The sequence below is a fragment of the Pelosinus sp. IPA-1 genome, assembly GCF_030269905.1.
GTDB lineage: Bacteria > Bacillota > Negativicutes > DSM-13327 > DSM-13327 > Pelosinus.
This window is the reverse complement of sequence record NZ_BSVC01000001.1, coordinates 534,076-560,998: the sequence shown is the minus strand read 5'-3', so window position 1 is coordinate 560,998 and position 26,923 is coordinate 534,076. Positions and strand designations below refer to the sequence as shown.

Annotated in this window: 28 protein-coding genes; 5 read left to right on the top strand and 23 right to left on the bottom strand. The window is 37.4% G+C overall.

The features are described 5' to 3' along the window. Nucleotides 1-67: 67 nt before the first annotated feature. The 6 genes from QSJ81_RS02495 to QSJ81_RS02470 all read right to left on the bottom strand — a co-directional run bounded on the left by QSJ81_RS02495 (nt 68) and on the right by QSJ81_RS02470 (nt 5,984). The gene (locus tag QSJ81_RS02495) at nt 68-550 is read right to left on the bottom strand and encodes a GyrI-like domain-containing protein (RefSeq protein ID WP_285715830.1); all 483 of its coding nucleotides are present in this window, start codon (nt 548-550) and stop codon (nt 68-70) included. Next, nucleotides 508-2,016 carry a nitrilase-related carbon-nitrogen hydrolase gene (locus QSJ81_RS02490; RefSeq protein WP_285715829.1) on the bottom strand — a complete coding sequence of 503 codons (1,509 nt, stop codon included), beginning with the start codon at nt 2,014-2,016 and terminating at the stop codon, nt 508-510. Before QSJ81_RS02490 ends, QSJ81_RS02495 begins: the two co-directional genes overlap by 43 nt. A 287-nt stretch (nt 2,017-2,303) precedes the next feature. After that, nucleotides 2,304-3,524, bottom strand: coding sequence for an acyltransferase family protein (locus QSJ81_RS02485; RefSeq protein WP_285715828.1), 1,221 nt, complete (start codon nt 3,522-3,524; stop codon nt 2,304-2,306). 13 nt (nt 3,525-3,537) lie between these two features. Further along, complete coding sequence (locus QSJ81_RS02480) at nt 3,538-4,365, bottom strand: GNAT family N-acetyltransferase (protein ID WP_285715827.1); 828 nt, start codon at nt 4,363-4,365, stop codon at nt 3,538-3,540. A 306-nt stretch (nt 4,366-4,671) separates the two neighbouring features. Beyond that, nucleotides 4,672-5,388 (bottom strand): flavodoxin family protein, encoded by a 717-nt coding sequence (locus tag QSJ81_RS02475; protein ID WP_285715826.1) that lies wholly within the window; start codon nt 5,386-5,388, stop codon nt 4,672-4,674. Nucleotides 5,389-5,456: 68 nt separating this feature from the next. Next, nucleotides 5,457-5,984, bottom strand: coding sequence for a PadR family transcriptional regulator (locus QSJ81_RS02470; protein ID WP_285715825.1), 528 nt, complete (start codon nt 5,982-5,984; stop codon nt 5,457-5,459). 336 nt (nt 5,985-6,320) lie between these two features. Between QSJ81_RS02470 and QSJ81_RS02465 the strand changes: the two genes are divergently transcribed. Next, complete coding sequence (locus QSJ81_RS02465) at nt 6,321-7,919, top strand: sigma 54-interacting transcriptional regulator (protein WP_285715824.1); 1,599 nt, start codon at nt 6,321-6,323, stop codon at nt 7,917-7,919. A gap of 5 nt (nt 7,920-7,924) precedes the next feature. Here the strand turns inward: QSJ81_RS02465 and megL are convergent, their stop codons facing one another. The 12 genes from megL to QSJ81_RS02405 all read right to left on the bottom strand — a co-directional run bounded on the left by megL (nt 7,925) and on the right by QSJ81_RS02405 (nt 18,651). Beyond that, on the bottom strand, nt 7,925-9,157 hold the full coding sequence (gene megL / locus QSJ81_RS02460; protein ID WP_285715823.1) for a methionine gamma-lyase: 1,233 nt from the start codon (nt 9,155-9,157) through the stop codon (nt 7,925-7,927). A gap of 449 nt (nt 9,158-9,606) precedes the next feature. Then, complete coding sequence (locus QSJ81_RS02455) at nt 9,607-10,038, bottom strand: EamA family transporter (protein WP_285715822.1); 432 nt, start codon at nt 10,036-10,038, stop codon at nt 9,607-9,609. A gap of 261 nt (nt 10,039-10,299) precedes the next feature. Beyond that, a complete protein-coding gene (locus tag QSJ81_RS02450) occupies nt 10,300-10,773 on the bottom strand; it encodes a hypothetical protein (RefSeq protein ID WP_285715821.1) in 474 nt (157 codons plus the stop codon). A 211-nt stretch (nt 10,774-10,984) separates the two neighbouring features. Next, on the bottom strand, nt 10,985-11,440 hold the full coding sequence (locus QSJ81_RS02445; protein ID WP_285715820.1) for an HIT family protein: 456 nt from the start codon (nt 11,438-11,440) through the stop codon (nt 10,985-10,987). A 92-nt stretch (nt 11,441-11,532) separates the two neighbouring features. Further along, nucleotides 11,533-12,099, bottom strand: coding sequence for a cysteine hydrolase family protein (locus QSJ81_RS02440; RefSeq protein WP_285715819.1), 567 nt, complete (start codon nt 12,097-12,099; stop codon nt 11,533-11,535). Nucleotides 12,100-12,376: 277 nt separating this feature from the next. Beyond that, a complete protein-coding gene (sufU, locus tag QSJ81_RS02435) occupies nt 12,377-12,829 on the bottom strand; it encodes a Fe-S cluster assembly sulfur transfer protein SufU (RefSeq protein WP_285715818.1) in 453 nt (150 codons plus the stop codon). Next, the gene (locus tag QSJ81_RS02430; protein WP_285715817.1) at nt 12,819-14,045 is read right to left on the bottom strand and encodes a cysteine desulfurase; all 1,227 of its coding nucleotides are present in this window, start codon (nt 14,043-14,045) and stop codon (nt 12,819-12,821) included. Before QSJ81_RS02430 ends, sufU begins: the two co-directional genes overlap by 11 nt. Then, nucleotides 14,038-15,141 (bottom strand): Fe-S cluster assembly protein SufD, encoded by a 1,104-nt coding sequence (sufD, locus tag QSJ81_RS02425; protein WP_285715816.1) that lies wholly within the window; start codon nt 15,139-15,141, stop codon nt 14,038-14,040. Before sufD ends, QSJ81_RS02430 begins: the two co-directional genes overlap by 8 nt. A gap of 11 nt (nt 15,142-15,152) precedes the next feature. Beyond that, nucleotides 15,153-16,559 (bottom strand): Fe-S cluster assembly protein SufB, encoded by a 1,407-nt coding sequence (sufB, locus tag QSJ81_RS02420; protein WP_285715815.1) that lies wholly within the window; start codon nt 16,557-16,559, stop codon nt 15,153-15,155. Continuing rightward, nucleotides 16,552-17,331, bottom strand: a complete 780-nt coding sequence (gene sufC / locus QSJ81_RS02415; RefSeq protein WP_285715814.1) for a Fe-S cluster assembly ATPase SufC — start codon at nt 17,329-17,331, stop codon at nt 16,552-16,554. The genes sufB and sufC overlap by 8 nt, the downstream gene beginning before the upstream one ends. A 361-nt stretch (nt 17,332-17,692) precedes the next feature. After that, nucleotides 17,693-18,184, bottom strand: coding sequence for a GNAT family N-acetyltransferase (locus QSJ81_RS02410; RefSeq protein WP_285715813.1), 492 nt, complete (start codon nt 18,182-18,184; stop codon nt 17,693-17,695). 23 nt (nt 18,185-18,207) lie between these two features. Further along, complete coding sequence (locus tag QSJ81_RS02405; RefSeq protein WP_285715812.1) at nt 18,208-18,651, bottom strand: MarR family winged helix-turn-helix transcriptional regulator; 444 nt, start codon at nt 18,649-18,651, stop codon at nt 18,208-18,210. Between the two features lie 407 nt (nt 18,652-19,058). Between QSJ81_RS02405 and QSJ81_RS02400 the strand changes: the two genes are divergently transcribed. Further along, entirely contained in the window at nt 19,059-19,973 is a 915-nt protein-coding gene (locus QSJ81_RS02400; RefSeq protein WP_285715811.1) for a bifunctional helix-turn-helix transcriptional regulator/GNAT family N-acetyltransferase, read from the top strand. 2 nt (nt 19,974-19,975) lie between these two features. Here QSJ81_RS02400 and QSJ81_RS02395 read toward each other — a convergent pair whose 3' ends face one another. From QSJ81_RS02395 to QSJ81_RS02375, 5 genes are all read right to left on the bottom strand, one after another. Beyond that, on the bottom strand, nt 19,976-20,527 hold the full coding sequence (locus QSJ81_RS02395; protein WP_285715810.1) for a 3D domain-containing protein: 552 nt from the start codon (nt 20,525-20,527) through the stop codon (nt 19,976-19,978). Nucleotides 20,528-20,668: 141 nt separating this feature from the next. Further along, entirely contained in the window at nt 20,669-21,151 is a 483-nt protein-coding gene (locus tag QSJ81_RS02390) for a hypothetical protein (protein ID WP_285715809.1), read from the bottom strand. Nucleotides 21,152-21,257: 106 nt separating this feature from the next. Beyond that, nucleotides 21,258-22,106 (bottom strand): epoxyqueuosine reductase, encoded by an 849-nt coding sequence (locus QSJ81_RS02385; protein ID WP_285715808.1) that lies wholly within the window; start codon nt 22,104-22,106, stop codon nt 21,258-21,260. A gap of 526 nt (nt 22,107-22,632) precedes the next feature. Further along, nucleotides 22,633-23,253: a hypothetical protein gene (locus tag QSJ81_RS02380; protein WP_285715807.1), complete on the bottom strand. Its 621-nt coding sequence runs from the start codon at nt 23,251-23,253 to the stop codon at nt 22,633-22,635. Nucleotides 23,254-23,538: 285 nt separating this feature from the next. Then, the gene (locus QSJ81_RS02375; RefSeq protein ID WP_285715806.1) at nt 23,539-23,925 is read right to left on the bottom strand and encodes a hypothetical protein; all 387 of its coding nucleotides are present in this window, start codon (nt 23,923-23,925) and stop codon (nt 23,539-23,541) included. Nucleotides 23,926-24,343: 418 nt separating this feature from the next. Here QSJ81_RS02375 and QSJ81_RS02370 point away from each other — a divergent pair, with 418 nt between their 5' ends. The 3 genes from QSJ81_RS02370 to QSJ81_RS02360 are packed head-to-tail and all read left to right on the top strand — an operon-like array spanning nt 24,344 to nt 26,785. Further along, nucleotides 24,344-24,598 (top strand): FeoA family protein, encoded by a 255-nt coding sequence (locus tag QSJ81_RS02370; protein WP_285715805.1) that lies wholly within the window; start codon nt 24,344-24,346, stop codon nt 24,596-24,598. A 13-nt stretch (nt 24,599-24,611) separates the two neighbouring features. Continuing rightward, a complete protein-coding gene (locus tag QSJ81_RS02365) occupies nt 24,612-25,385 on the top strand; it encodes a FeoB small GTPase domain-containing protein (protein ID WP_285715804.1) in 774 nt (257 codons plus the stop codon). Beyond that, nucleotides 25,382-26,785, top strand: a complete 1,404-nt coding sequence (locus QSJ81_RS02360; RefSeq protein WP_285715803.1) for a nucleoside recognition domain-containing protein — start codon at nt 25,382-25,384, stop codon at nt 26,783-26,785. The genes QSJ81_RS02365 and QSJ81_RS02360 overlap by 4 nt, the downstream gene beginning before the upstream one ends. Nucleotides 26,786-26,923: the final 138 nt, after the last annotated feature.

The window sequence follows — 26,923 nt, the reverse complement described above, 5'->3', positions numbered from 1 at the left end:
TCTCTGTTACACTTAAAATTAGTACATTCAACAATGTTTGCATTTACGTATTAAAACTTATCTCCTATTAGCTATTTTTTATTATCGGTATCCATACTTCACATTTATAATCTTGCGCTGATGGATTTCCAGGAAAATATACTTCAAGCTCAGGTGCATCAGCATGCTTAAAGCCTGACGCAGGTAACCATTCCTTAAAGATTTTTTCCCATACTGTTTGTATGGCATTTGGCATAGGTCCTACTGATGCAAAAACTGCCCAAGTGCCAGCAGGAATTTCTCTGGTTTCAAAACCAGTATCCTGTACATTATTTATATCTTCAATTGCAATCATATAGGAAAATTGTTCTTTATCATGTTCAAAATCCATACAAATACCTAGTATATTTTGTCTGGGATCAATTGAACATATTCTTTGGCAAGTTCCATCAGAATTACATTTATCCCACAACTCAGGAATTGCCTTTAGTTCTGCCCCTCCTTTTGTAGATACTTTGGACACCTTGCCTATAACCTTGAATGCCTCTTTTTTAATAATTCTGCAATCCATATCTTCATCTCCCTTATTTTAGATTTATTAGGTATTATAATCAATATAATAAAAATTCCTAGGCATAACCATCCAAAACTATTACCCAATTTGCTATATATTGATTTTCCTTGCCCAAGCTCTACCCTACCTACTAAAATAGCTCCGGTGCCATCTTCTACATCGCTAGATACTACATCTATAATACGACCTCTACTATCACTTAAGGTTAATAGTCCCCATTGTCCAGCTCGTGCTACTGCATAATTCCCTTCAACGCCCCGCATAATTGCAACACGAGCATGACTCCAACCATCATCATGAAAATCCAATGCAGGAACGAAAACAATATTTACTCCTTGCTTACTATAATCGAGTGCAGGTTGGGTAAAGTCCATGTCTTTGCAAATTTCAATCCCCCACTTGTCTATGATCCCAAGTTTAGTTCCTGAAGTATACCTACCTTCAAACGCTGGAAGTAGATGCTTTTTATCATATTCTAAAAGAACTTCTCCTACCGGAGAAAAGATATATGCCGAATTATAAAAATTCCTATCATCTTTTCTAGTTACTCCTACAATTAAATTAACTTTATTATTCTGTGCTGTATTAAACAGACGCTGAAAATTATCGTCATACTTTTCTATCGTAATAATCTTTTCTGGCAGCAAAACAACTTCTGCCCCTGATTGTGCAAGTAAATCAATCTTTTGAATATAACGTTGAATAGTAGCTGTAACTTGCTGTTCGTCCCGATTTGCTGCTACGGCTGCATATTGTTCAAAATTAGTAGATATCGAAGCAATGCCCACTTTTATACTAGGCTCTTCCAAAGGCGTATGTAAGCGATAAAATCCAAATAAAATCGTGAATAAAAGTAAACTTACTGGAATTAGATTCGTTTTTATAGTTATCCTTCGATTCTGAGGATAATGATAAGCTAAAGCAATACTTGCAGGGATGAGAGCCATTAAAAAAGTAATACCCCAAATACCTGTAATAGATGCAATTTGAATAATAGAAGGGTTAGATATTTGCGTATAAGCTATACTATGTACAGCCCCATGGGGAGAATATAGTGACACAATGAATTCCTGTGCCGTTAAACCGCACGCAAAGATAAAGCTTGTATCCCGTCCTTTCCATCTGACGGCAATATGACGAAAGATAGCAAGTACACTGGCAAATAGAGTCGCATTAATAACAATCAAAGGCCAGTAAACGATAAGGGGCAGCACCGCATGAGGATTGGATGATCCAAGTAAATATGAAAAAAATCCCGTTAGAAATGTAAAGGAGGATGATGCTTTCAACGCATAAAGACAAAGGAGTAAAAGAGCAATCCAAGAGAAATACCAATACTCTGTAGACAAATAATATGACAATGCACTAAGCATAATTGTAAAGATACAACGCAGTAGGCTATTTAACCTACTCCAATAAGGATAGCTGTTTATAATATCTTTCGAGCTTCTGCCTAATTGCATAAGTTCTTCCTCCAAATTCTTTTTTTCATGCTACCTCTGATTCGGTTAATTCTAACTATATACCATATTATCCCTAGAAACAATCCAAAGTAACATGCATAATACTAGTTTCACATTTGCTGTTTATTTAATTAGAAAGGCTAAGTTCGGCGAAAAAGCATCGAAATGAAAGAAGAAGGATAAACTCTAGTATCATAGAGTTTATCCCTCTTTTATTATGCCAACCAACCTAATAGAATGGTTGAAAAGATGTCACTTCACTGTGAACCCTACCTTTCGCCAAATTCTTATTTCCCTTTTACACTTATCTGTGAAATTGCACTGCCTCCAAGGGGTTTCATGCCAAATAAAATACGTAACCCATTAAACCTCATTATACATAAATAATAGATTGCTATAATCACAACAAAGGACATAGAACTTATCGCGATATATTTAAACAATGCATTACTATGCCATTGTATGATCTGAAAACCAATTAACAAAATAATCGTCTGATGCAGCATATAAAAAGGCATCACTGCTTCGTTCAATTTACTCAACCATGTATTTTTAAAGTTTAGGAACGCTTTACCTGCTCCCAAGAAGAATATTAACCATGACCAGGTTGTAACGGTCCACATTGTATGAAAGAAAATGCACCCCCAAGAATAGTCGGGATGATCCCACCATTTCTTCAAATGATCCAAAAAGAATATAAATAACACTACCAATAATACTAAAAGCAAAATACCAATTCCTAATGATATGTATTTGTGCCGGTCAGCGCTTTCCACAAACCGTTGGTCATAACATAGTATGTAGCCAAAAATAAAAATTAAAAACCAAAATGTAAAATCAGCCCATGATGAATACTTCGGATAGATCGGTTGCAAAACTATCCTTACACAAGCCAGTGGTACTACAAGAAGATATATGCCTCCAATCCTTTCACCAACTATTGCAAGCTGCTTAATAAGCCTTTCACCGCTTTCGCTTTTCAGATAATGAATTATAGGCAAAGCAATGACCGAAAAAACAAATAAATAAGCCAAAAACCATAAATGAGTTCCTGGTTCGCCAAACCATACTGGACTAAAACCAAAATTTCCGAGAAACAACCTATGTTCTGGATACCATGGTAAAAAATCTAAAAATGTTCCTGAAAACTTACCTTTGTTCAGACACTCTACATATCTCTGTGGCGGTATAAGAATTAATATCCCAAATAGATATGGAATCACCAATCTCCAATATCTATCCTTAATGTACTGAATTGTTGTTTTGGTTCTTAATGCAAATCGAGTCCCTATACCAGCTAACATAAAAAACAGCGGCATTATCCAAAAATTAACGAACATAACAATAATAGTAGGTTCCAAAAATGTTTCTTTATTTTTTAGCTCCCAGTCTATAAAGTCAAAAAATCTCGTATTATGGAAAAAAAATACGCATATTATTCCTAGTACTCTCAGCCAATCAACATAATAACATCGCTCTCGCTCACTGCACTCTTCTATGTTTTTCACTCCCCTCACCTAGTTATACTTTGCACTTAACAATTAGATAATCATCATGATATGAAAAGCCAAGAGTGACATATGCTTTAACTGCTGGAGTATTATCTTTACGAACTGAAAGGGTTGGAATTTTTCCTCTGGCAATAATACGACGACATAGTTCCGATACAATGGCCTTGCCATATCTTTTGTTACGTTCCCCCTCCAAGGTAAATACTCCACCAATTTGATTGATTTTATCAGTAACGGCTTGAATATAGGCCTGTGCAACGATTTTACCGTCAACTATCAAAAAAAGATACTCTTCCTCCCCATTGCGTTGTTCTATTATTTTCCTTGCTTCTTCAGGAGTATGCTCATGATGGAAGCCTTCCCGATAAGCCCTTCTTATAAATTCTACTGCTTCATTATTATTGATTTCACGGGCATCGGAAAAGGCTGTATTTTCTAAATTCAAAGGGCTAAAATGTTTATTTACAAAGTAGTTGCTTTCCTGATAGCTTACTATCTCCTTTTCATTAGAAACGGCTTCATATAAGGGCTTGATAAACTTTTTCATTCCTATTAGAACTTGGAACTGTCGCATCCTCAAAATATTTGCAAAAGATGCAACCACTTCTTTTTTGTCTTCAAATACGGGGATGCAGCTGCCCATATTATAAAAGGGTAATACTCCTATTAATTCTTCTTTAGAAAAATAGCCATAGTAATCACCACATCTTCTCTGGTCCTTATGATTTTCTAAGCCAAATCCCAACAAATTTCCTAATATAAAAGCCCCTCCAAAACTATCCTTTTGCAAATACTTCATGACTTGGACTTTATCCTGTTCAGTAAGTAATCGTATCATCCCAATACCCTCCTAAATGAATTTATGGCCTAAACCGTTTTCTCTAAGATTTGGCTAAATGGATAAATTTCATTCTATTAAAAGGAAATTTCTGTAATATAACCTAATACTCCTGCCTAAGACAGAGAAAATATTTTTAACTGATTGGACTTTCCAGCTTGTCAAATAATGCTTAAAACCCAGGATACGTATTTACACGTATCCTGGGCTCTTTTAATTTTTACACAGCATATCCTTTTGGTACTCATCGGGTAATAACATCATTCAATACTCATTGGCGTTTCAAAATATACAAGTAATCTAACTCTATTTTAATATAGTATCAAAATAATTGTTAGCTTGTTGAATATAGATCTCATCAGGAATAAAGCTTTGCTCTAATAATTTATTAGTTTTCTCGGATATTTTTAGATTCGTAACAACCTCTTCTCCAGCCTTTTCTAAAAGTTGCAGATAGTTAAAAATAACAGGTTGTAACTCTTCTATTTGAGCAGTCAGAAGTCCCCCTTGCGTTGCATAAATTTGGCCGCTGACTTCAGTATGCATGTTAAGCGCTGCTCTCTCGACCCAATGAGAAACTACTTGAAAGTGAGATCTTTCAGGAAAACCACAATTCGATATCATTACTAGTCTAGGAGATGGTCTTGTTGTTTTTTTCAAGTGGCGACATTCTCCCGTTGAATCTTTTTGAAAGTGAGGATCGCCCTTTACTATACTGCGGTCCATAAAATCTTTTAGAATGCCAGAGATATTATCAAAATAAAGTGGCGTAGCTAAAACAAGGATATCTGCACCTTCTGTAATTGACATTATTTCTGCCATATCATCTTTAATTACGCATTGTCCGGGATTATTGATCCAACAGGAAAAGCATCCTTTACAATGTTTGATCTCCTTTTCTGCTAAATAAACATTTACAGTTTCTGCCCCTGCCGCTTGTGCTCCCTTTAAAAAAGCGGTGACCATGACATTCGTATTACTAACCTTGCCTCTTGGGCTCCCATTAATAGCTACAATTTTCATCACTTATTCTCCCCTCATTTATATAGTATGGCTTTTTTAGCCTGGATTCCGTTAGAGTCTTAATAAGCTTATTCAGGTTTTGAATATTCTTGATCTATAGTTATTAAATACTGTTGAAACCAATCAATTAAAAACTGGTAACTATCCAATCCATAATGGAGTGTCGACAATTGAAAGAAGTCCGCTTGTGAAGCAACTAAGGGTTCAATCTTGACCAGATTCGCTTTATACTCCGATAACAACTTTATAAATTGTGTGATTCGACTAACCACTTCTTCCTTGGATAGATAACGATAGAAAAATATTTTGAGCAAATATTCATTTCGAGATTGATGTAGCACAAGTGGTTCTTTAATCCAGTCTAGGAAGGTTTGTCTACCTAGATTAAGAATATGATATATGTTTTTAAATTTTCCTTTCTTTATACTTTTTTTTGAAACAATTAGCTTTTGTGCCTCCAATCGTTTTAGGGCTGGGTAAATGCTGCCAAAACTTGCATCATAAAAATTAGCTGTACTTACACTAATTTTTTGCTTAATATCGTAACCCGTCATTTCTTTATCTAATAAAAACCCTAAAATTATATAATCAATCATATCATTTTACCCTTCTATATCAACTTGATATATTTACTTCTGATATATATTGTATTGGATAATACTTACATTGTCAATAACTGTATTTTCACGACTGTGTTTCACGACTATGTAACTTTTACTAGTTAATTTTCTAGTGCATTTTGTGCAAAGAAATAAGCCCCCGTCAAATCATTGGCGAAGGCTAGCCCTATGCATAAATTCCTTACATATAAAGGAAATAACGAAACCTTGGCGTAACTATATACCAGCTAGTTCAATTTTTAAAAACCTTTGCTACCATATTCGTAGAAGCAAAACAAAATCAAGACTAACAAATAGTAGGAAGTGATTCTAATGACTGTGATTCGCTGGATGTTAAAAACAAGTGATCGTATTGGTATGATTCAAGAAGTAGCCCAAGTTTTTTCTCATGAAGGAGTAAGCATAAAGTCTATGGAGGTATCAACCGGACAAATTTTTATTAAATTTTATTTAGATGGTGATCTTCTAGATGATAATAATAAAATTGCAGATTCAATTAAAAGGGAACTGTTACATCACAGTGATATCCATGGCATTACGAATATCGCTTTACAGCCTTATGAACAACGCGAAAAAGAATTGCAAACAGTACTGGAATTTGCAAATGATGGTATTATCGGTTTAGACTCAGAGGGGTTAATTCGCTATATCAATTCCACAGCTGCACAACTCTTGCGGATCGACAAGTCGACATCCGTAGGAAACGACATCACGCAAATAATCGGATCAAATATGTATTTTAGTGGACTTCTGTTAGGAAAATCTTTTGATAACCAACAAATGTTGATCGCTACACCCCGAGGCACTCTCCATTATTTATGTTCTGGGCAACCGATACGAGATGAAAATAATCAAGTAGTTGGATCGGTTGCTACATTAAAAAGTATGAAATCAGCTAAACAACTTGTTAAATCGATTATGAAAAACCAAAAATTTGAGTTTGATAATATCATCTATGTTAGCTCAACCATGAAACAGTTAATCAATATTGCCCAAAGAGTAGCAGTAAATAACTGCAGCATTTTAATTGGAGGAGAAAGTGGTACAGGCAAGGAAATGTTCGCTCAAGCCATTCACCATGCTAGCACCCGGTGCCTTAAACCTTTTGTACCCATCAATTGTGCAGCACTTCCAGAAGCCTTATTAGAAAGCGAATTATTTGGTTATGAGGATGGCTCTTTCAGCGGTGCCAAAAAAGGTGGAAAGAGGGGTCTATTTGAAGCAGCTCACAATGGAACTCTATTTTTTGATGAAATTGGCGAATTGCCACTTGCTTTACAAGGAAAATTGTTACGAGTTCTCCAAGAGGGAGTTGTCCGTCGCGTAGGCGGAACGCAAGAAATACCTATTGATGTACGAATTCTTGCAGCCACTAACAGAAATTTAGAAGAAATGATCCTAAAAAAACAGTTCCGCCAGGATTTATATTACCGTATTAATGTAATCCCCATCCAAATTCCCCCTTTAAGGCAGCGTCCTGAGGATATCCCAATACTTTTGCAACACTTTCGTGCTAAGTATTGTACAGAACTAAACAGGCAGTTCGATTTTTCGCCAGCTGCCATCGAATTTTTAACCCACTATGAATGGCCAGGTAATGTACGAGAATTACAAAATGTAGTTCTACGGGCTATTCACCTAACTTTGGGTAAAGAAATTGATATCTCAGATCTTTTACTACATAATGAATTAGCTTTTAATGAGACTCGGTCTGATGTAAGGGAAAAAAGTTTGAAACAAGTCATCGATCATACGGAAAGATTGATCTTGGAAAAAGCTTTAAAAAAACATGGAAGTGCCAGAGGAGCAGCTCGAGATATTGGCCTTTCCCATACAGCAGTTTTAACTAAAATCCGTCGTTATGGATTGGAATACTTACTTAACAGCAATTCATCAAAAATATTAAAATAACAGCATTAGAAGGTCAGCTTTATATTGGGTTTATCGAGAGTATTGGCACTCCCCTTTTTTATAGCTTGGTCCAGGTCAAAGATAATATCTTTAGGGTCTTCTAACCCTACTGATAATCGAATCAGCCCATCAGTTATGCCTGCTTTTAGGCGCTCTTCACGAGGAATAGGGGAATGAGTCATCGAGGCAGGATGCTGAATTAACGTTTCCGTGTCGCCGAGGCTGACTGCCAATAAGCAAAGTTTAACACTATTCATGATCTTACGTCCGACTTCAACGCCTCCTTTTACTTCAAAGCTTATAATACCGCCAAAACCTGACATCTGCCTTTTGGCTAGCTCATGCCCTGGGTGTTCTGGCAAACCTGGGTAATTTACTTTTTCCACATCAGGATGTTCCGCCAGAAACTTAGCAACCTCAAGAGCATTCTGGCAATGTCTTTCCATCCGGACGCCAAGAGTCTTCAGGCCGCGCAGAGTCAACCAAGCATTGAAGGGACTAATGCAGCCACCGGTAACATCTTTTACACCAACAAACCGTACCTCGTTGATGAATTCTTTTTGCCCTAAAACAATACCAGCAATAACATCTCCATGGCCATTGATATATTTAGTAGCACTATGCACTACTATATCGGCACCTAATTCTAAAGGGCGCTGGCAATAAGGAGACATAAATGTATTATCTACCATAAGTTTGACATTGTGCTCGTGGGCCAGCTTGGCAGTTGCCCCAATGTCAATAATGGTAAGTGTTGGATTAGAAGGAGTCTCAATAAATACTACTTTCGTATTAGGCCGTATGGCTTTGCGGATATTTTCTAAATTAGACGCATCAACAAAAGTGACAGCAATACCAAATTTAGGCATGCTGTGAGATAGCAAGGCATGAGTACATCCATATAAGGTATCCGATGCTACAATGTGATCACCGTTACCACAAATCGTCCAAAACGAAGCAGCAATTGCCGTCATGCCAGAAGCAACAGCCAGAGCTGCCTCTGCCTTTTCAAGGGCAGCCATTTTTTCTTCAAGAGAATGTTGCGTAGGATTTCCCAGACGTGTGTATATGTAACCATTCTCCTCTAAGGCAAACCGTGCTGCTCCTTGTTCGGCATTCTCGAATACAAACGTAGACGTTTGATGAATTGGAGTGGCAAGTGCACCAGTAGTCGGATCTGGCGACTGACCGGCATGAATGATTGTAGTATCGTAACCGAAATTTTGATGTCTTTCCACAAAAATAACCTCCTATAATTCTTATTGTTCATTCCTGTAATTTAAATGTGCAATTTCTATGCCAGAAAAAGGTAACACCGATTTTAACTGGCAAAAACTACAGATTAAAACTTCGTACACTTCTAATTAGATTACTAGTCTATCCAACAATCCACTCTTACCACTTTTTCAGTACTACTTGCAGTCCAATATCTGCTCATTAGTCATATCAATGTGGCAACTTTATTTCCACTCACGGAATCAAAGTTGCCACATTCGGAATTTTTCTTTACACCTTCGAGCCCGGCAAAACCCGTTGCCCGTCTTAGCTAAAACGTATTATCCTCATTTTATTTATCATTAGAGGACACTGAGAAACCAAACAGAATAAAAAAAACGAAGGTTTCAGGTGGAGTAATACTCCATTTGAAACCTTCATCCGTTTGCTTAACTTAAGACTTAGCTGTCATTTATCCTACAGCAACTAATATAGCACCAAGTGCAATAAGGGCGATGCCAATTCCACCTAATATGCTAATTTTTTCCCCAAGAAAAGTTACGGCGATAATTGCAGCAATTACAACACTTAATTTATCTATGGGAGCAACTTGTGATACTTTTCCAACCTTTAAAGCCAAAAAATAGAATAACCATGATAGTGCGCCAGCAATCCCACTAAGTGCAATAAAGGAAATCGCCTTTTTATCAGAAATAATTGATGACAATTGCCCCAAATTTCCTTGAACGGCAACTACTGCAACTAAAAAAGCAGCCATAATTATGGATCTAATGGCAGTAGCAGCATTTGCGTCGATTGACTGTAGGCCAATTTTCCCAAATATCGCAACGAGCGAAGCGGTCAAAGCCGATAATAGCGCATAAATTAACCAAAGGTTTTCCATATATATTCATCCCCTTCATCCTTAAACATTAATTTACTAATCTTTAAATGACTTTCTAAAAAAAACAGACTCTTACCAGTCGTCTGGTAAGAGTCATTATCGCATAGTGCGAGGCTATAACAGACTCAACGTCTTATTATAAGATTACACTTAAATTATAACACGACAAATGGTAACGTCAACAGCAGTGCCTTGTAAGCGAGTTAGCGAGTCCTTTCATCATTAGGAATTGGCCTCACCTTTTTCGCTTCTCTGCGTTTTCTATATCTTATTACTAAAAGCTTCTTCTTCTTCACTTGCTGTCAATGTTTGGCTATTACTTATCGTAATTAGTTGCTTATATGCCTTCATTCCTCGATAAATGTAAAAAAGTGCAAATACATGTAAACCCAAGCCTACATAATCTTTGACTAGAATAAAAAGAATACCATCAAAAGAATATAGAATCATTCCTACTATAAAAGCCCATCTATGTCCTCGATGTGCCATTTTACCAAAAAGCAAGAATATCCCCGATATAATTAAGTTTATCACAATCGACACAACATTGCTTCCAAATATAGCACTACAAATTTGTGTTATTCCAAGTCCTATAGCAAAATTCCAGCTAGTATGGGTTTGAATAAATATTTCATTTAAGATGGACATTCCGGCAATCCAATAAAACCAACTGGCCCCGCTTCTATACTCATTTTCTATCCGAATCCTTGTTTCTATTGCCTCTCCATATTCCATATTTTCCCTCCTTGTCTTTTTTCAAACTATCGTTGCCTTGGCGTCTGATAGCTACAATCTTATGATTTGCAAAAAAAATAATCCATCATAAATGAAATGGATTAATATAATTTATATCATAAATCATTTTGGGACTTAGCGCCTATCCCAAAGGGTATAGATTTTTTAATTTTATGATAGTACGCCTTACTTTTTTATGAAGACTTCCCATTTAAGCAAAGTTTATTTCATCCTTTTGTCTCATTTGCTTCTTAATTCTATTTTCTATTTCCAGAATTCGATTATCGAATAACTCTTGCTTATCCGTCTTATATTTATTTCGGATAAAGCTAAACAGCTTGGCCCCGTCTACCTTACCGTTTGTACGAATCTCTTCAGCAGGAAGGTTCAACATCCACTTATATCTGGGAAATATGTGCCAGTGAAAATGGGTGGTTTCTTCACCTAAGCTAAGTAGATAAACTCTATCGATGTCGTGTTCTTTTGCAATAACCTCGGCTATCACTTTAGAAATTGTTGCTAACTGAAATAATTCTTCTTGTTCTAATTGCTCCATACTCTCAACATGTCTTATTGGTGACAGAATAAAATACCCAGCTACATTTATATCCAAGCAATGATGTAAGATCACTAAATTGTCCTTGTAAATAACTCCACCCTTTGGCATTACTTCCTCAAGTAAAATCTGACATGTAAGGCAAATAACACTCTCCTCCAATTATGCTTCTCATGAAAACAGCTTTGACAAAGGTATTTATTTTATAACATATTCATTAATTCACTCATACTGATAATCTTACAGTATTCATGATTCATATTTGCCAGGGATATCCCATGCACCTCCTCTGCACTATAAATACGTCCATAATAATCTGGTTTTGCAAAGGTAAAGGTTGCATCCTCTACTACGTATGTATTAAATCCCAAATTTCCAGCCATTCTCACTGTGGTCTCCACAGAGTTATTCGTGATAACACCAAAGACTACTAAATCTGAAATATTTTGTTCTCTTAAAATTGCTTCAAGCTTTGTCCCAATAAAGGCACTATTAACATGTTTAATAATAATTCGTTCGCCAACTATAGGGGTAACACATTCTTTGAACTCACATCCAAGACTGTCAGGACGATAGGTGGAATTAGGTTCCTTTGATTCATGTTTGACATGGATTATGTTTCGCCCAGATTTTCGCCACTCCTGAATAATTGTCGCCATATTCTCTTCGGCTTTAGGATGATTGCGATTACCATATTTAGACCATTCTGGATTATCAATCGCTTTTTGAACATCAATAATAAGTAATACAGTTTCTTTAGGAAATTTCATTCTCATCATCCTCCTAGATCTTGGACTGGCATTTCATGTTAATTATTCAATTCATCTTTTATTTATCCTCTAAATACTTAACTTAATATAATTCTATAAATCTTGGAGTTTATTTAAATAGTAAACATCCTTAGTCAATAATCGACTAAGGATGTTTTTTCATAGGGTTGCTTCCGATGCTCACAATGACAGCTAAATGATCCCCCCTCTACTAAAAAAGAAAAACTCATTTGGCGATGAGTCTTCTTTCTATAACCTGCAGTCATTTAATGGGTAATTAACTGCTTTTACTTATGTTTCCTTCTTCCGCTGTAATCGCACTTTCCAGTGTGTGCCATGATAAAACTGCACACTTCACTCTGGCAGGCATGTTGGAAATATTCTGTAAGGCAACTGCCTCATCTAATATCTCCAATTGATCCTCCTCCGTGATTTCCCGCTTAATCATGCCTAGAAAGGTATCAATCAGCAGCTGTGCTTTTTCAATGGTTTGCCCGCGAATCAAATCAATCATCATCGATGTAGAAGCTTGGGAAATCGCACAGCCAACCCCCGTAAACGATGCATCTTGGATGATATTCTTCTCTACCTTTAATGCAAGTTCTATTTCATCTCCACAGCTTGGGTTTCTGCCCTTTAGGATCACTGTAGGATTTTCCATCTGTTTTTTATTTCGCTTTGACTTATTATGCTCTGCAATAATTTCCGTATAAATCTCACTAAGATCCATAGCCAAGCACTCCCCTGACACGCCCTAGGGCATTTATCAATGCATCTACGTCTTCACGTGTATTATAAAAATAAAAACTAGCACGGCACGTTGCATTCACTCCAAGATATCGCATCAAGGGATGCGCACAATGATGACCAGCTCGTATAGCAACCCCATCAGCATCCAAAATAGAGGACACATCATGGGGATGAATATCGTTTACGTTAAAGGATATTACTCCGGTCTTTTTCGAAAGATCATCACATCCATAAAGAGTAATAAAAGAGAGCTGCTGAAGCTTCGGTATCGCATAATGGATTAATTTTTCTTCAATCTGTTCTATATTGGGAAAACCGACCTTCTCAATATAGTCTATGGCTGCTGAGAGCCCTAAGACACCTCCTACATTTTGGGTTCCTGCTTCAAATTTAGCTGGCAGTGGTGCAAAAGAAGTATCCTGTTCCCATACATACTCAATCATATCGCCGCCGCTTAAAAAAGGCGGCATTTTATCCAACAAATGCTCTTTACCGTATAACACACCAACTCCCATAGGAGCCAGCATCTTATGTCCCGAAAAAACTAAGAAATCAACGTCCAATGCCCTTACATCCACAGAAAAGTGAGGAACACTTTGTGCACCATCAACAATCACAACTGCCCCCACGCTATGCGCCTTATGCACAATCTTTTCTATGGGGTTGACAATTCCAAGCACATTGGATACCTGGGTAACTGCTACAATTTTTGTTTTGCTGCTAATTTTCTTTTCGATTTCCTCATCCGTTAGAATGCCGGCTTCATTCACATATAAATATTGTAAGGTAGCTCCCTTCGCTTTGGCCACCTGCTGCCAAGGCACAATATTGCTGTGATGTTCAGCAATGGAAATAACAATTTCATCTCCTGGACTAATAAAGGTCATTCCATAGCTATAAGCCAATAAATTTAAAGATTCGGTGGCATTCTTAGTAAAAATAATTTCACTTGCTTTTTCTGCCCCCAAGAATTTTCTAACCTTCTCTCGGGCATCTTCATAAATTTGAGTAGCTTTAACACTTAACTCGTAAGCGCCTCGATGAGGATTGGCATTAAAGGCTGCATAATATTCTTGAACAGCATTGATAACCGAGAGAGGTTTTTGAGTTGTAGCTCCATTATCAAGGTAAACAAGCCGTTTTCCATTCATCGTTTGTTGCAAGATAGGAAAATCATTGACGTAATTATTAGACACGATTTAGCCGCCTCCTTAGATACATAGAAATTGTATCTCTCAATTCGCTCACTGGTATTTTTTCCAGAATGGGCTGAAATTCAGCTTCGATAATTAACTTTTTTGCCTCCGCTTCACTAAGCCCTCTGCTCATCAGATAAAAAAGCTTATTTTCATCCATTTTTCCTGTACTAACAGCATGTTGCCCTTCAACCGCATCTTCCCCACACAGCATTAGTGGTGTGGAGCGATTCCGCACGGTTGGGCTTAATAAAACCGTATATTCCTCTTCTTTGCCCTTAGAGCCGCTGGACCCCTTAATAAAGTCCAATGTACCTTTAAAGACTTTTTGACTGTGATCTAAGAGTACGCCTCGTGCTTCTATGCTGCTCAACGATTCACGAGCCTGATGGGTCTGTACATAATTAATATCAATTTTACGATTCTGATCACCAAAATAAAGAGAATGAATTGTTCCAGTGCTGTTTTTCCCCACCAATTGTGTTCTACAGCCTGTAATGGTTTGTAGGGCACCTAGTTCTATCAATGTGAAATCAACCTGCCCTTTTTCATCAGCGATCGCACTAATGGCATCGACATGAGTATCTTGGTCAGCCAACATTTGCACTTTAATTAAATGAACAACAGCTCCTTTTTTAGCAAATACTTTAGTCACACCACTGTGGAAACCGTTTTGAATACAGGACGATTTATAGTTGATGATAATGGTCGCCTCGCTGTTTTCATGAGCAAGGATAAAGTGGTCATCTACTAGGGTCGGATTTTCCTCATCTAAGTCATATTGAAGGAAAATAGGAGTTCCTATTTTCTCCCCTTCTTCTATTTCAATGAAATAACCACTGTTTTGATTCTTCTTAACAAAGTCTCTCATTGCTTCACTCGCGCCAGTGTCCATTTTCTTTTCCATAAATTTAATTGTATCTCTACTCAAACGGATATCTGTAATGGTTACGCCCTTTTCTGATCCTGTCGTTACAGGCTGCTTGGAGTAATCCGTTATAGCAGGAATATCAGCTTCAAGGACAGTATCATTAACACCTAGCCAATTCCAGGTTTTTACTGGAATCGGACTTAAATTCTTCTGTAGTTTTTCCATGTCATCATCCCCTATCCAATGGTGCCTTCCAGTTCTATATTAATTAAATTATTCATCTCCACAGCATATTCCAAGGGAAGCTCCTTGGCAATCGGTTCTGCAAACCCTCTTACAATCATAGCTTTAGCTTCTTGCTCACTAATACCCCGGCTCATGAGATAAAAGATAGCCTCCTCCCTGATTCTGCCAATTCTTGCTTCGTGACCGATATCTACCTCATCATTTTGAATATCAATGACTGGCAGGGTATCAGAACGAGAAAGATCGTCCAGCATTAAGGATTCGCAGCTTACCAAGGATTTGCAATGGTGAGCGTTAGGTGCTACTTTTACCGCACCACGATAAACAGCAACTCCTCCGCCTTTGGAAATAGACCGGGAATTAATATTGGAAGAGGTATACGGTGCCGCATGAATGACAGCCGCCCCTGTGTCCAGCACCTGACCTTGAGCCGCAAAAGTGACACCGTTAAATTCCGCTCGTGCTCCTTCTCCCTTGAGAATACTACGGGGATACAGCATGGAAATCTTAGAACCAAAAGAGCCAGAAACCCATTCAATGCTGCCATTTTTTTCTACCAAGGCTCGCTTGGTATTTAAATTCAGCATATTTCTTGACCAGTTTTCGATGGTAGAGTAGCGCAGGCTAGCATCTTCTTTTATGTATAACTCGACGCATCCTGCATGCAAATTCGTAACATTATATTTAGGAGCAGAACAGCCTTCAATAAAATGAAGCTTCGCCCCTTTATCCACGATAATTAATGTATGCTCAAATTGCCCTGCGCCTGGCGAATTCAAACGAAAATAAGACTGCAGCGGTATTTCCACCTGAACACCAGGCGGAACGTAGACAAAGGAACCACCTGACCAAACAGCTCCATGCAGGGCTACAAATTTATGATCATTTGGTGTAACAAGCTTCATGAAATATTCCTTAATCATAGGCTCATACTCTCTTAGAGCACTTTCCATGTCAGTATAAACTACACCTTGCTTGACCAGTTCTTCTTTGACACTATGATAAACTACTTCAGAATCGTACTGAGCTCCTACACCAGCTAATGATTCTCGTTCAGCTTGAGGAATTCCCAAACGTTCAAATGTATCCTTAATATCATCAGGAACCTCTTGCCACTTCCCCTTCATTTCTGTGTCTGGTCGGACATAGGTAACAATATCATCCATATCCAGTTCATGCAGAGAAGGTCCCCATGTCGGCATAGATGTTTGATTGTAAATTTCTAAAGAACGAAGGCGAAACTCTCGCATCCATTCTGGATCATTCTTTTCTTTGGAAATATCCAGCACAATCTGAGGAGTTAGTCCTTTTGAGGCTTTATAACGATAACGATCTTCATTTTTAATATCATAAAGACCTCGATCAATATCCTCAACAACAGTCTTTTTCTTATCCATGGAGCGTATTCACCTCGCCTGAATCCAGAGCGTCTCCTCCCAGATGAAGAAAACCATTTTCATTGATTTGGGATATCAAGGAAGCATCCCCCGTCTGAAGAATTTTCCCGTTCATTAAGATGTGAACATAATCTACGTCTAATTGCTCAAGAATCTTGGTATTATGTGTAATAATTAAAATTGCATTCTTCTCGTTTTTGAAGTGTTTTACCCCTGAGGAAACAATACGAACAGCATCAATATCTAAACCTGAATCCGTTTCATCCAGCATTGCCAATTGCGGATTGAGCATCATCATTTGCAGTATTTCATTTCTTTTCTTTTCCCCGCCTGAAAAGCCGACATTCACATGTCGTGCTGCATATGTATTGTCTATTTTTAAGGTTTCCATAGCTTGTTTCAGCTCTTTCTTAAAAGCCATAATTTTTATAGTTTCACCAGTTATTGCATTTTTGGCTGTCCGCAATAAATTTTCTACCGTTATCCCTGGTATTTCTTCAGGATTTTGGAAAGATAGAAAGATTCCTTTTCTAGCTCTTTCAAAGCTTTTTAAAGCTGTAATGTCTTCCCCCTCAAAAGCAATGGACCCAGCAGTTATCTCATACTTTGGATGGCCCATAATCAAATTCACTAACGTCGATTTACCGGAGCCATTAGGCCCCATAATAACATGGACTTCCCCCTTATTGATTTCAATATTCAAGCCTTTTAAGATTTCTTTACCCTCAACGGTTGCATGTAATCCATGAATTTCTAAGAGTTTTTCTGCCATTTTTTCACCTCATTATTATTATTCATCATGTATTATCTTTATCTATTTATTAGGGTTTAATCCCTAGTATTCATAGTGTTTTACTGGGAATTAAATTTATTTTATTCCTTTTTCTACCGCATGTCAAGCCATACAACATTTTATGTGTGTTTAACTTGTGATAATGTCACTATGAATAGCTCGTTCACCAACTATAGGAATAACGCAATCTTTGAACTCGTATCCTGGACTGTCAACACGATAAGTCGAATTAGGTTGCTTTGACTCATGTCTAACATGAATTATGAATATTAATTATTTATGTGCAAAAAACAGCCTTTGTCAAAAATCGACTAAGGCTGTTTTTCATACTGCAAAATTGTTATTTAAGCTTAATTTTATAGAATCTCGTATCTACTTTCATGATCGGAAACCCATTTGGCAAGTCCTCTTTTGCTATTTGAATAAATTCATTTTTCTCATAGAAACGATGAGCCGCTAAAAACTTTTCTGTGGTTCCTAGATAAATTTCATGAATACTACATTCTTTAGCCCATCCCATCAATTTTTGTAACAATAATTTTGATATATTATACTTGCTTCCCCTATAGGCATCTTTCACAAACATTTTCCGCAATGCGCCTTGGTTATTTCCTATATCTATCAATGAAATGGTCCCAACAACCTGATTGTTGCATAAAGCCACCCAAAAATTCCCCTTTCCAGATTGATAGAAATTAGGTATATCACTTAAATCTGGTTGGTCTTCTTTCGTTATTGGAATGCTAAACTCATTTTGTTGAATATCAAGAATTAAATTAATGATTGCATCCTTATACTCCTTCGAATACTCCTTGAAAATAATTTCTGTCATTTTAACCTCTCCTTAAACACTCTTTATTCTAAATCCTCTTTACCCTTTTTTAATTCCTTCCAGTCTTGTTCAATATTTTCACGCATTCTCTTGAGCAAATGATATACAGTATCTTTTTCCTCAGGACTAAATCCAGTAAAACAACTTTCAATATTGCAGTTTTCTTGTTGGATGATATAAGGATAAAACTCCTGGGCTTTTGCAGAAGGAAACAAATGCCACATTCTTTTATCTGCACTATTGCGTTCCCTCACAACATAATTCTCTTCCATCAGTTTTTGTATTGCCTTCGTTGTTGTTGCCTTATCAACTTTGAGAATATTGGAAAGTTCAATTAGATTGATACCTGGACATTCACAGATACGAGTCAAAAAGATAAACTGACCTCTTTGTAATTTGATGTCCCGATATTTAATATCACTAATCGATTGGATACAGCGAGCCAGCATACCAACTTCTCGTAGCACTTTATTTTTCAGCTTACTAATATCAATTCCCCCATGATATTACTTTTTGTTGAAATATCAACTAACTATATTCTACTATTTTTTAGTTGATATTTCAACTAAAAAATAGATACTCTTATATGCCACTAACTTTTTTTTCTCACGTACCGTATATTACTTTTCCTATCTTTACTCTATTGGATTTAAGTAAAGCACAGGACTCTCCCTTTTACTGCTTCAAAAAAAAGTATTAGCTTTTACGCTAATACTTTTCTATCTAATTATCACACATGTTTGAGTTGCTAGTTCATTATATAATTAGTTACATTGAATCGTTCTTCCCCAACAAAAATTTGTTGACAAAGTCCATTATTTTTCATAAGCTAATTAGAGGACAAAGTCCACAATTAACTTTAGGAGAATGAATTATGCAAAATAATCTAGATTGTATTCATAAGATCAGGAGTTTCAATCGATTTTATACCAATATTTTAGGATTACTTAACCAGCATATTCTAGAGAGTGGCTACTCCTTAACAGAGGCTCGTGTACTGCTTGAGATAAGCAAAATAACGCATTGTACCTCCAATGCGTTGGCAACTCGCCTAAATATAGACCGCAGTTATATGAGTAGAATTATCAAAGCTTTAGAAAAAAACCAACTTATTACAAAAGTTCAATCTAAAAAAGATAATCGAATAAACTTGATTACTTTAACAGTGAAAGGCAATGAAACAATCGCAAGTCTCAACCAAAAATCCGATGAGCACATTGCTTCTCTAATTCACCCTTTAGATGAGACTCAACTTACAAAAGTTACAGAGGCAATGGAAATAATTAAAAACATCATATCAGATCGTGTTAACCCAATTATAATACGAAATTTTATTGCCTCAGATATTGATTACATTCTTTCCCGACATTGCGTCTTATACGAAGAGGAATATGGGTTAAATTCCGTTTTTAGAGATTATGTAGACAAAGGTTTACATCATTTCGCAAAGCACTATGATATAAACTATGAATGCATGTTAATCGCAGAAATAGAAAACAAACCTATCGGTAGCGTAGTAATCGTCAAGTCTGATAATTCGACTGCACAGCTAAGATATTTCTTAATTGAGCCTGAAATCCGCGGCAGAGGCTTAGGGCATAGACTCGTCACAATGGCATTAGACTTTTGCCGCGAAAAAGGCTATAAACACGTTTTTCTTGAAACATTTAGCTTGCTTAAAACTGCCCGCCACATCTATAAAAGTCACGGTTTCACATTAACAAGCTCTCACGAAAATCCTACTTGGGGTGAAAATATCTTGGAGGAGCGTTGGGACTTAGACTTGTAAACTTATGCTTGCCCTTCATTACTCTGTTCCGGAGTATTTAATACATATAGTTTAACAGGTTTAATACCAAATCGGCTTGCTTCTTTTACCGTCCACTTTGCCACGTCGATTCGATGTCCCTTGATAGCTCCGCCTGTATCTTCTGCTACTGCATATTCTTTTGTACCATCAGGATACTTTATCATTACTTGTGAACCGAGAGGGATTATTTTCGGATCCACAGCAATTACCCCAGGTCTAATTTGTGTTCCCATACGAGTCTTGTTGCCCCACTGGTCGTTGTCATGAGGTCCTGGTGCGTATGCAGTCGCGGTTATATCTAGGACCTGTTTTGCCCCCGCTTCTTCCTGCGGCACATTTTGCGCCTGCTGATCAGCTTGTTGAGGTTGTGCCTCTTGCGTAGTAGGCTCCGCTGCAGGCGGGGTAACATTAGGAGATCCAACTACTGCAGCTATGCCCGGAATAATCGAAGCTGCAACAACTGCAGCACTGCCAAGTGCTGCCGCTATTTTTTTATAATGCCGTATCGTCTTATGATGAAGTTTCTCTTTCATAGGATCACCTCCTATAATTAGTATTTACCGAAGTTGAGGTTAAATATTAATGTAGTTTCAAAAAAATATAGCAAAATCCTTTTATTGAGAACCACAGTCAATCTAGAACCCGATATCATAAATTTATTGGCATAAAGAAAATCATTTTCTCCTCTCCCTATGGAGGGAAATTTCTCGTTCTATAAATAAGGCAGATTTATCTATGGACTCAGATTCATAGGCTATAACGTTTTCATACGATCGTATCGCAAATTGTAACAGAAATGGTAAATCGGAAAGATTTCGGACAATATAGATAGAAAACTTGTCTAATGCAAGAGCATATCCCGCCTCAACTAATACACTTGATGTACTTTTTTCAGGATAACACATGATAAAATAGTCACAATTTCTGATCGCCTCAAAATCTTTCTTTACCTCCCCATCACCATCTAAGTTATCCTTATCCGGTAGATTTCTCCCAGCGTAAAAAACGGTTCCTACCTTATCTTCTAATATACCAATGAGTTGAAGTGTATTATACCTATCATCTATATACTGAGAGGCTGAACCAAAACTGGAAATTGGCGACGCCAAAAAAATATCATACTGATTATGCACGGAAACCAAGTTCTCACCTTCCAAATTCCTGCCTCCTAAATGAGAATATATTAATACTCTTATTAAATTTATCAATACAAAAGATAGTATCACCTCCTGCCCTAACAAAATCCCTAAAAACTTTAATTAATTACAATGATTTTGCTTTGGGCCTTTTGGGAATTGCTTTTTCACAAGGAACCCTAGTTTGGCACAGTCCACAACTGGGCGTGGTAACCTCATAGACTTCATTGACTGCAGGCATTACGATTTTGCGCGTATAGTCAAAGCATAAATCTTTATTGTGCCCATTTTTTGAAATTGCTCCGGCTGGGCATCTACGGATACAAGCTCCACAACTATTGGAATTGTAATACAAGCAATTATCGTAAACTCCCTTGTATGCAGCTTGAGAAGGCTCTAGAACTAACTCTGTGATTACACTACCAACACGCATCGCCATGCCACGTTCAGTTATCAGTGCATCGGTTAGACTAAATGTTCCTAGGCCAGCGGCATAAGCAGCATGCCTTTCCGACCAAGTTGATGCAATTCCAATAGTATCGTCATAACTTCGCTTCCAGTGTGAACTCAATGAGGGTGCAACCGTACGACTCCCCGCTTCAGTGACTAGATTGACGACAAAGTCTCTTAACATATCATTAAACTGCTCACCATAAAATCTAGCTTGAGCCCACTCTTTTGAAGGAAGTTCTTTTTCTAAGGAGTTACTTTTTAAGACACTTTCGGTAAAAGGAAGGATCCAACATATTACGGTTCCGTTGGACAAGGAACTATCCTCAAATTCCAACCTAAACCATTCTTTCGGTGTCAAGTGAAATGACCCTATCTTCTGCTTATAGACTTCAAAAATTGGATTGTTGACATCCGCAAACCCAATTAGAGGAGAATTGTAGATTTTTTTTTCCGTATGTGGCAACTTATTCAACTCGGAAGTACTGACAAAATTAATGATTTGAGAGATAATCTCTTCTTTCATTCACTTTACTCCTTTACTCTAAATAGTATCAGGATTATAAACCTAAGAGAACCAAGCCTCTTATTAGTAATCTATTTACTAATAAAAGGCTTGATTCCTGCAAATACTTATCAGGATTTGTGCCCTTATAGCGTAAAGACATATTTATGAACCTTTCCAATTTATGAGGGATTTTCTTTTTATAACATGAATCACTATGATATGGATAAACTATTGGGCAGGAGGTGATTTTATGGATATTGTACATAAACAGAAAATCGTCGCTAATTCTAAAAAGGTCACTTTCGGTGATCCTAAAGATGTTTCCAACCGGAGAAGTGACCGAACAGTTAACACACAGAGGAAACCTCAAAGACCCTAATTATATAAGAAAAGACTTGGCTTGTGCCAAATCCTCGGACGCAGGCAGAAGCCTTAGTCGTTCTTACTTGGAATCAAGAAAGTGTTATACTTTCTGATTCCGTAAAAGTTAAATGCAGCCACCTTTCGTAGGTTGGCTGCATTTAACTTTTATATCCTCATTCTTTCAAACTTTCATATAGACAAAACCACCCCCAAATTTGCTAGTTTCCAGCCATATAGCTACATCAAATGTAACCAAGCGGCCTCCATCATAACAGGTAGCAATATAACGTTTCTGTTCTTTATCATAAGATAAAGCGATTAGCACAATCCAATGCCAACTCTCTAAGGCATTCTCTCGCCCTTTGTGAAGGTTTAAAAATGCGATGGGACAATCTGAAGCAATCCCCTCTTCCAAAAACTTTACAACTTTCATAAGCGGTGGTCGACTAGATCTAAACATAGGAATGCTCAGTACTTGGCATTGCCAAGCTAGCCTATAATGCCTCAAAAGAGCCTCCGTCCCCCTACAAAACTTGTTAGTGCTATTCAGTCCTAACAACCAACCAGGAGTAACAAAGTTCCATACGTCTTCAAGTACCTTTGTTATAGCAGGAATACTATGGCCCTGGTATGGCAAAGCTTCTTTTACTCGCCTATTCAGATATAAAAGCAACATGGCAGCAGCTGTTGGTCCGCAGCCCCTCGTTCTTTGAAACGAAGTCTTATACCACTCCTGATTGTAACCATATAATGTTTGGTTATCTGATTGAATCTGTAACCATTCAGGATGCTTAACTTCCATATCTTACTCCCCCTTTCACCGCATTACTGATAGAAAACAGGAGACCATGTTCATTCTATTCCCTTATCTTACATGCGGATACTTGCCATTATTAATAAACTTTATCTATTTAGAATAACTAAGTCAAGTTAAATAGTGAAGCTCTATAAAACACTAACCGTTACTCTGTTACATTCTTTCTACTAGTATGTAGTTTAGCTATACTATTGTAAAAACTTCACAATAAAACAATGAAGACCTCTGCCATGTGTTAGCACAAGCAAAAGTCTTCATTTTTTTAGTCAATCATTCCGCTGCGGATTCATGAACAATACCCCATTCTGCGCCTTCCTTGTCGAGTAGACTTTCTACAGCCCTTAAAAGTCCTTCCTTTGTACCGAAATCCTCTCTATCATACTGCAAGAGTGCTATTATAAACTCCTTAACACCATGTAAAAATAATGAAGGTACTTCCATCTTATCCGTTAACAAAACACCATCTTCATCATTCTTGAATAACTCAAAGATAATATCAGGCTCGGGGCGATCACCGCCTACTACACGAACACTACTACCATTATTATCAAGAACATAGACAACTGGACTATTAAGATAAATTTCAAGAAACTCACCATCAAAATCATCACTCGACTCTAACATATAACAACCATTACTACCACAATAATCCTGCATTATTACCCACCTTTCCTTTTTCTTATATGTTGCCCCATTTAAAATAAAATAATTTTCTTTCGTTTTTTCGATGATACAGGACACAATTACCAAAACTCAAAAAAATTTAATTTATTCTATATTTCTTGATAGCTAAGTAAGTAACAAAAACCTTTCGCTTTTCATATAGTAAATTAAGTTCTACATCTTACCCAAGGCTAACTATTTTTTTAAAAGAAATGTTAGCCACGGCTAATATCAATTCCTATGTTAAAACGCGATCTCTTATAGTAAAACTGTCATCAATCCAATCGGTTCCCCTCTACTCTAAGGAGAGAAGAACCACCCGCTTATCAAAATGGGAATCAACAATTAAGTAAAAATAAAATATGTTTTGTAAACAGCGTCTACAAAACATATTAAACAAGGAGATTTTAGCATGAATACATTATCAACGACTGTTCCATTATCATCCTTAGGGATAGGATCTATTTGTCAAGTCGTATCCCTTAATTTGCAAGGCTTATTACGCCGCCGCATTCTTGATCTAGGTATGGTTCCTGGGACACCTGTGCAATGTATACGAAAAAGTCCATCAGGAGATCCAATAGCTTACTTAGTGAGAGATACTCTCATTGCTTTACGCAGTGAAGATGCTAGCCAAATTACTGTTAATCTCACCAACCAATATTAGGAGGAATACCGAAATGAACAATTCTAATCGTGATGAGCACCATAGGTTTTTACATGAGCATTTCGGCATTACAACACGTCTAGGACAGTTTACCGTAGCCTTAGCTGGTAATCCGAATGTGGGAAAAAGTACTGTATTTAATGCACTAACAGGATTACACCAGCATACAGGTAACTGGCCTGGAAAAACAGTTGATAATGCCCAAGGTAATTTTACCTATCTTGACCACTCTTTTCTAATGGTAGATTTACCTGGTACTTATTCCATCTTGGCTCATACTGTCGAAGAACAAGTGGCTAGAGACTTTATTTGTTTTGGCAAACCAGATGCTACACTGGTAGTACTTGATGCAACTTGTCTTGAACGCAATCTCAATTTAGCTTTGCAAGTCATGGAGATAACGTCTAAAGTGATTGTTTGTGTCAATTTGATGGATGAAGCGACAAAAAAAAATATAAATATCAATATTCCGGCCTTACAAAAAGAATTGGGCGTGCCAGTTATCGCCACTGCCGCCCGAAATGGAGTAGGCCTTGACAAACTACGTCAAGGGTTATATGAAATGTCTATAGGCTCGTGCATAGGAACCCCTAGACAAATTAAGTATTCTCCTGCGGTAGAAAATGCAATTCAACAATTATTGCCAAATATTACAAGAGTAATAGGGCCTAATCTAAATCCTCGTTGGGTAGCACTACGCCTACTCGATGGCGACCAGGCTTTTATAAAAAGTATTACAAGCTACTTAGGTTTGAGTTTGATATATTTACAGGAGGCCGCAGTATGAATGCTACAATTAAACCTATGATGACTTTAGAAGAAATATGCATTGAAGCGGAAAAAATCCGCCTCAATCATGAGAATTTAGGCGATCAAATTGTTTCTGACATTTATGCCAACACCGAGGCGATAGCTAGGCCGGCGATTACAAAACAAATTTCTGTAAATCGCAGTTGGGATAGTAAGCTAGACGATATTTTAACCTCACGACTATTCGGGTATCCAATTATGCTGCTATTACTTAGTACCATCTTTTGGATCACAATAACCGGAGCAAATGTTCCTTCAGAGATAATTGGAGATGCACTTTTTGCTTTTCAAGATCAATTGTTAGTTTGGTTCGAAATTGCTGGAGCGCCAGCTTGGTTAACTGGTGTGCTCGTTCTTGGTATGTATCGAGGGCTAGCTTGGGTAGTGGCTGTTATGTTGCCACCTATGGCGATATTTTTCCCATTATTTACCCTCCTAGAAGATCTTGGTTACTTACCAAGAGTAGCTTTTAATTTAGATAATATTTTTAAAAAGTGTCATGCCTGCGGTAAACAAATTCTCACTATGTGTATGGGATTCGGCTGTAACGCCGCCGGAGTGATCTCCTGTCGTATTATCGACTCTCCAAGAGAACGTTTGATTGCTGTGTTAACCAATAATTTTGTGCCATGCAATGGACGCTTTCCTACGCTAATCGCTATCGCTACTATCTTCATGGGCGGCATATTTATTTCAGAACTAGAAACTGTAGTGGCTTCTCTCGTAGTTACGAGCTTGGTTATGCTTGGTGTTTTAGTAACTTTTGCTGTTTCTTGGGCATTATCCCACACAATATTAAAAGGGGAAGCATCTTCTTTAGTCTTAGAGCTTCCACCCTACCGCAAACCCCAATTCGGACCTATCTTTTATCGTTCTCTCATTGACCGCACTGTCTTTGTCTTAAAACGGGCCATCATAATGGCAGCCCCAGCAGGTGCCATCACCTGGCTGCTGGCAAATATCTACATAGGAGAACTAAGTATTGTTGGTCACCTAGCGGCTTGGCTGCAGCCTCTTGGTTATGCCGTAGGCCTTGATGGTTTTATCCTCTTAGCTTTTATCCTGGGCCTGCCTGCGAATGAAATTGTTATACCAATCCTTTTAATGTGTTATTTATCCTCGGGTCAGATGATGGAGTTTGAGAGCCTCGAAGAACTGCGAAATATTCTAATTCATAATAATTGGACTTGGCTTACGGCCGTTTGTACTATGTTGTTTTGCCTACTACATTGGCCTTGCACTACTACCCTTTTATCTGCTTACAAAGAAACAGGTAGTAAAAAATGGGCCCTTCTAACTTTCATAATTCCCACTACAATTGCATTTTCGGTATGCTTTTTAGTAGCCCAGACAGCACGACTACTTAACCTAGTATAATCGAAGATCAGCCCTAACTACGAACATAACAAATGTTAGCAAGTAGGGCTGATCTTTTTTCTATTCTATAGAATTCAAATTGATCTTAAAATTTTTCAGCCGCTAGCCTTCCAGAATCCTGATCCGGGTTCCAATATG

What these genes read in the sequence shown, in the direction of transcription:
- QSJ81_RS02450 (WP_285715821.1), bottom strand. Translation starts at nt 10,773, where the DNA reads ATGGAATATGGAGAGGCAATAGAAACAAGGATTCGGATAGAAAATGAG.
- QSJ81_RS02370 (WP_285715805.1), top strand. Translation starts at nt 24,344, where the DNA reads ATGAATACATTATCAACGACTGTTCCATTATCATCCTTAGGGATAGGA.
- QSJ81_RS02480 (WP_285715827.1), bottom strand. Translation starts at nt 4,365, where the DNA reads ATGATACGATTACTTACTGAACAGGATAAAGTCCAAGTCATGAAGTAT.
- sufD (WP_285715816.1), bottom strand. Translation starts at nt 15,141, where the DNA reads ATGGAAAAACTACAGAAGAATTTAAGTCCGATTCCAGTAAAAACCTGG.
- sufU (WP_285715818.1), bottom strand. Translation starts at nt 12,829, where the DNA reads ATGGATCTTAGTGAGATTTATACGGAAATTATTGCAGAGCATAATAAG.
- QSJ81_RS02475 (WP_285715826.1), bottom strand. Translation starts at nt 5,388, where the DNA reads ATGAAAATTGTAGCTATTAATGGGAGCCCAAGAGGCAAGGTTAGTAAT.
- QSJ81_RS02465 (WP_285715824.1), top strand. Translation starts at nt 6,321, where the DNA reads ATGACTGTGATTCGCTGGATGTTAAAAACAAGTGATCGTATTGGTATG.
- QSJ81_RS02440 (WP_285715819.1), bottom strand. Translation starts at nt 12,099, where the DNA reads ATGAAATTTCCTAAAGAAACTGTATTACTTATTATTGATGTTCAAAAA.
- sufB (WP_285715815.1), bottom strand. Translation starts at nt 16,559, where the DNA reads ATGGATAAGAAAAAGACTGTTGTTGAGGATATTGATCGAGGTCTTTAT.
- QSJ81_RS02385 (WP_285715808.1), bottom strand. Translation starts at nt 22,106, where the DNA reads ATGAAAGAAGAGATTATCTCTCAAATCATTAATTTTGTCAGTACTTCC.
- QSJ81_RS02360 (WP_285715803.1), top strand. Translation starts at nt 25,382, where the DNA reads ATGAATGCTACAATTAAACCTATGATGACTTTAGAAGAAATATGCATT.
- QSJ81_RS02410 (WP_285715813.1), bottom strand. Translation starts at nt 18,184, where the DNA reads ATGACAGAAATTATTTTCAAGGAGTATTCGAAGGAGTATAAGGATGCA.
- QSJ81_RS02380 (WP_285715807.1), bottom strand. Translation starts at nt 23,253, where the DNA reads ATGGAAGTTAAGCATCCTGAATGGTTACAGATTCAATCAGATAACCAA.
- QSJ81_RS02455 (WP_285715822.1), bottom strand. Translation starts at nt 10,038, where the DNA reads ATGGAAAACCTTTGGTTAATTTATGCGCTATTATCGGCTTTGACCGCT.
- QSJ81_RS02365 (WP_285715804.1), top strand. Translation starts at nt 24,612, where the DNA reads ATGAACAATTCTAATCGTGATGAGCACCATAGGTTTTTACATGAGCAT.
- QSJ81_RS02490 (WP_285715829.1), bottom strand. Translation starts at nt 2,016, where the DNA reads ATGCAATTAGGCAGAAGCTCGAAAGATATTATAAACAGCTATCCTTAT.
- sufC (WP_285715814.1), bottom strand. Translation starts at nt 17,331, where the DNA reads ATGGCAGAAAAACTCTTAGAAATTCATGGATTACATGCAACCGTTGAG.
- QSJ81_RS02495 (WP_285715830.1), bottom strand. Translation starts at nt 550, where the DNA reads ATGGATTGCAGAATTATTAAAAAAGAGGCATTCAAGGTTATAGGCAAG.
- QSJ81_RS02375 (WP_285715806.1), bottom strand. Translation starts at nt 23,925, where the DNA reads ATGCAGGATTATTGTGGTAGTAATGGTTGTTATATGTTAGAGTCGAGT.
- QSJ81_RS02445 (WP_285715820.1), bottom strand. Translation starts at nt 11,440, where the DNA reads ATGCCAAAGGGTGGAGTTATTTACAAGGACAATTTAGTGATCTTACAT.
- QSJ81_RS02470 (WP_285715825.1), bottom strand. Translation starts at nt 5,984, where the DNA reads ATGATTGATTATATAATTTTAGGGTTTTTATTAGATAAAGAAATGACG.
- QSJ81_RS02395 (WP_285715810.1), bottom strand. Translation starts at nt 20,527, where the DNA reads ATGAAAGAGAAACTTCATCATAAGACGATACGGCATTATAAAAAAATA.
- QSJ81_RS02400 (WP_285715811.1), top strand. Translation starts at nt 19,059, where the DNA reads ATGCAAAATAATCTAGATTGTATTCATAAGATCAGGAGTTTCAATCGA.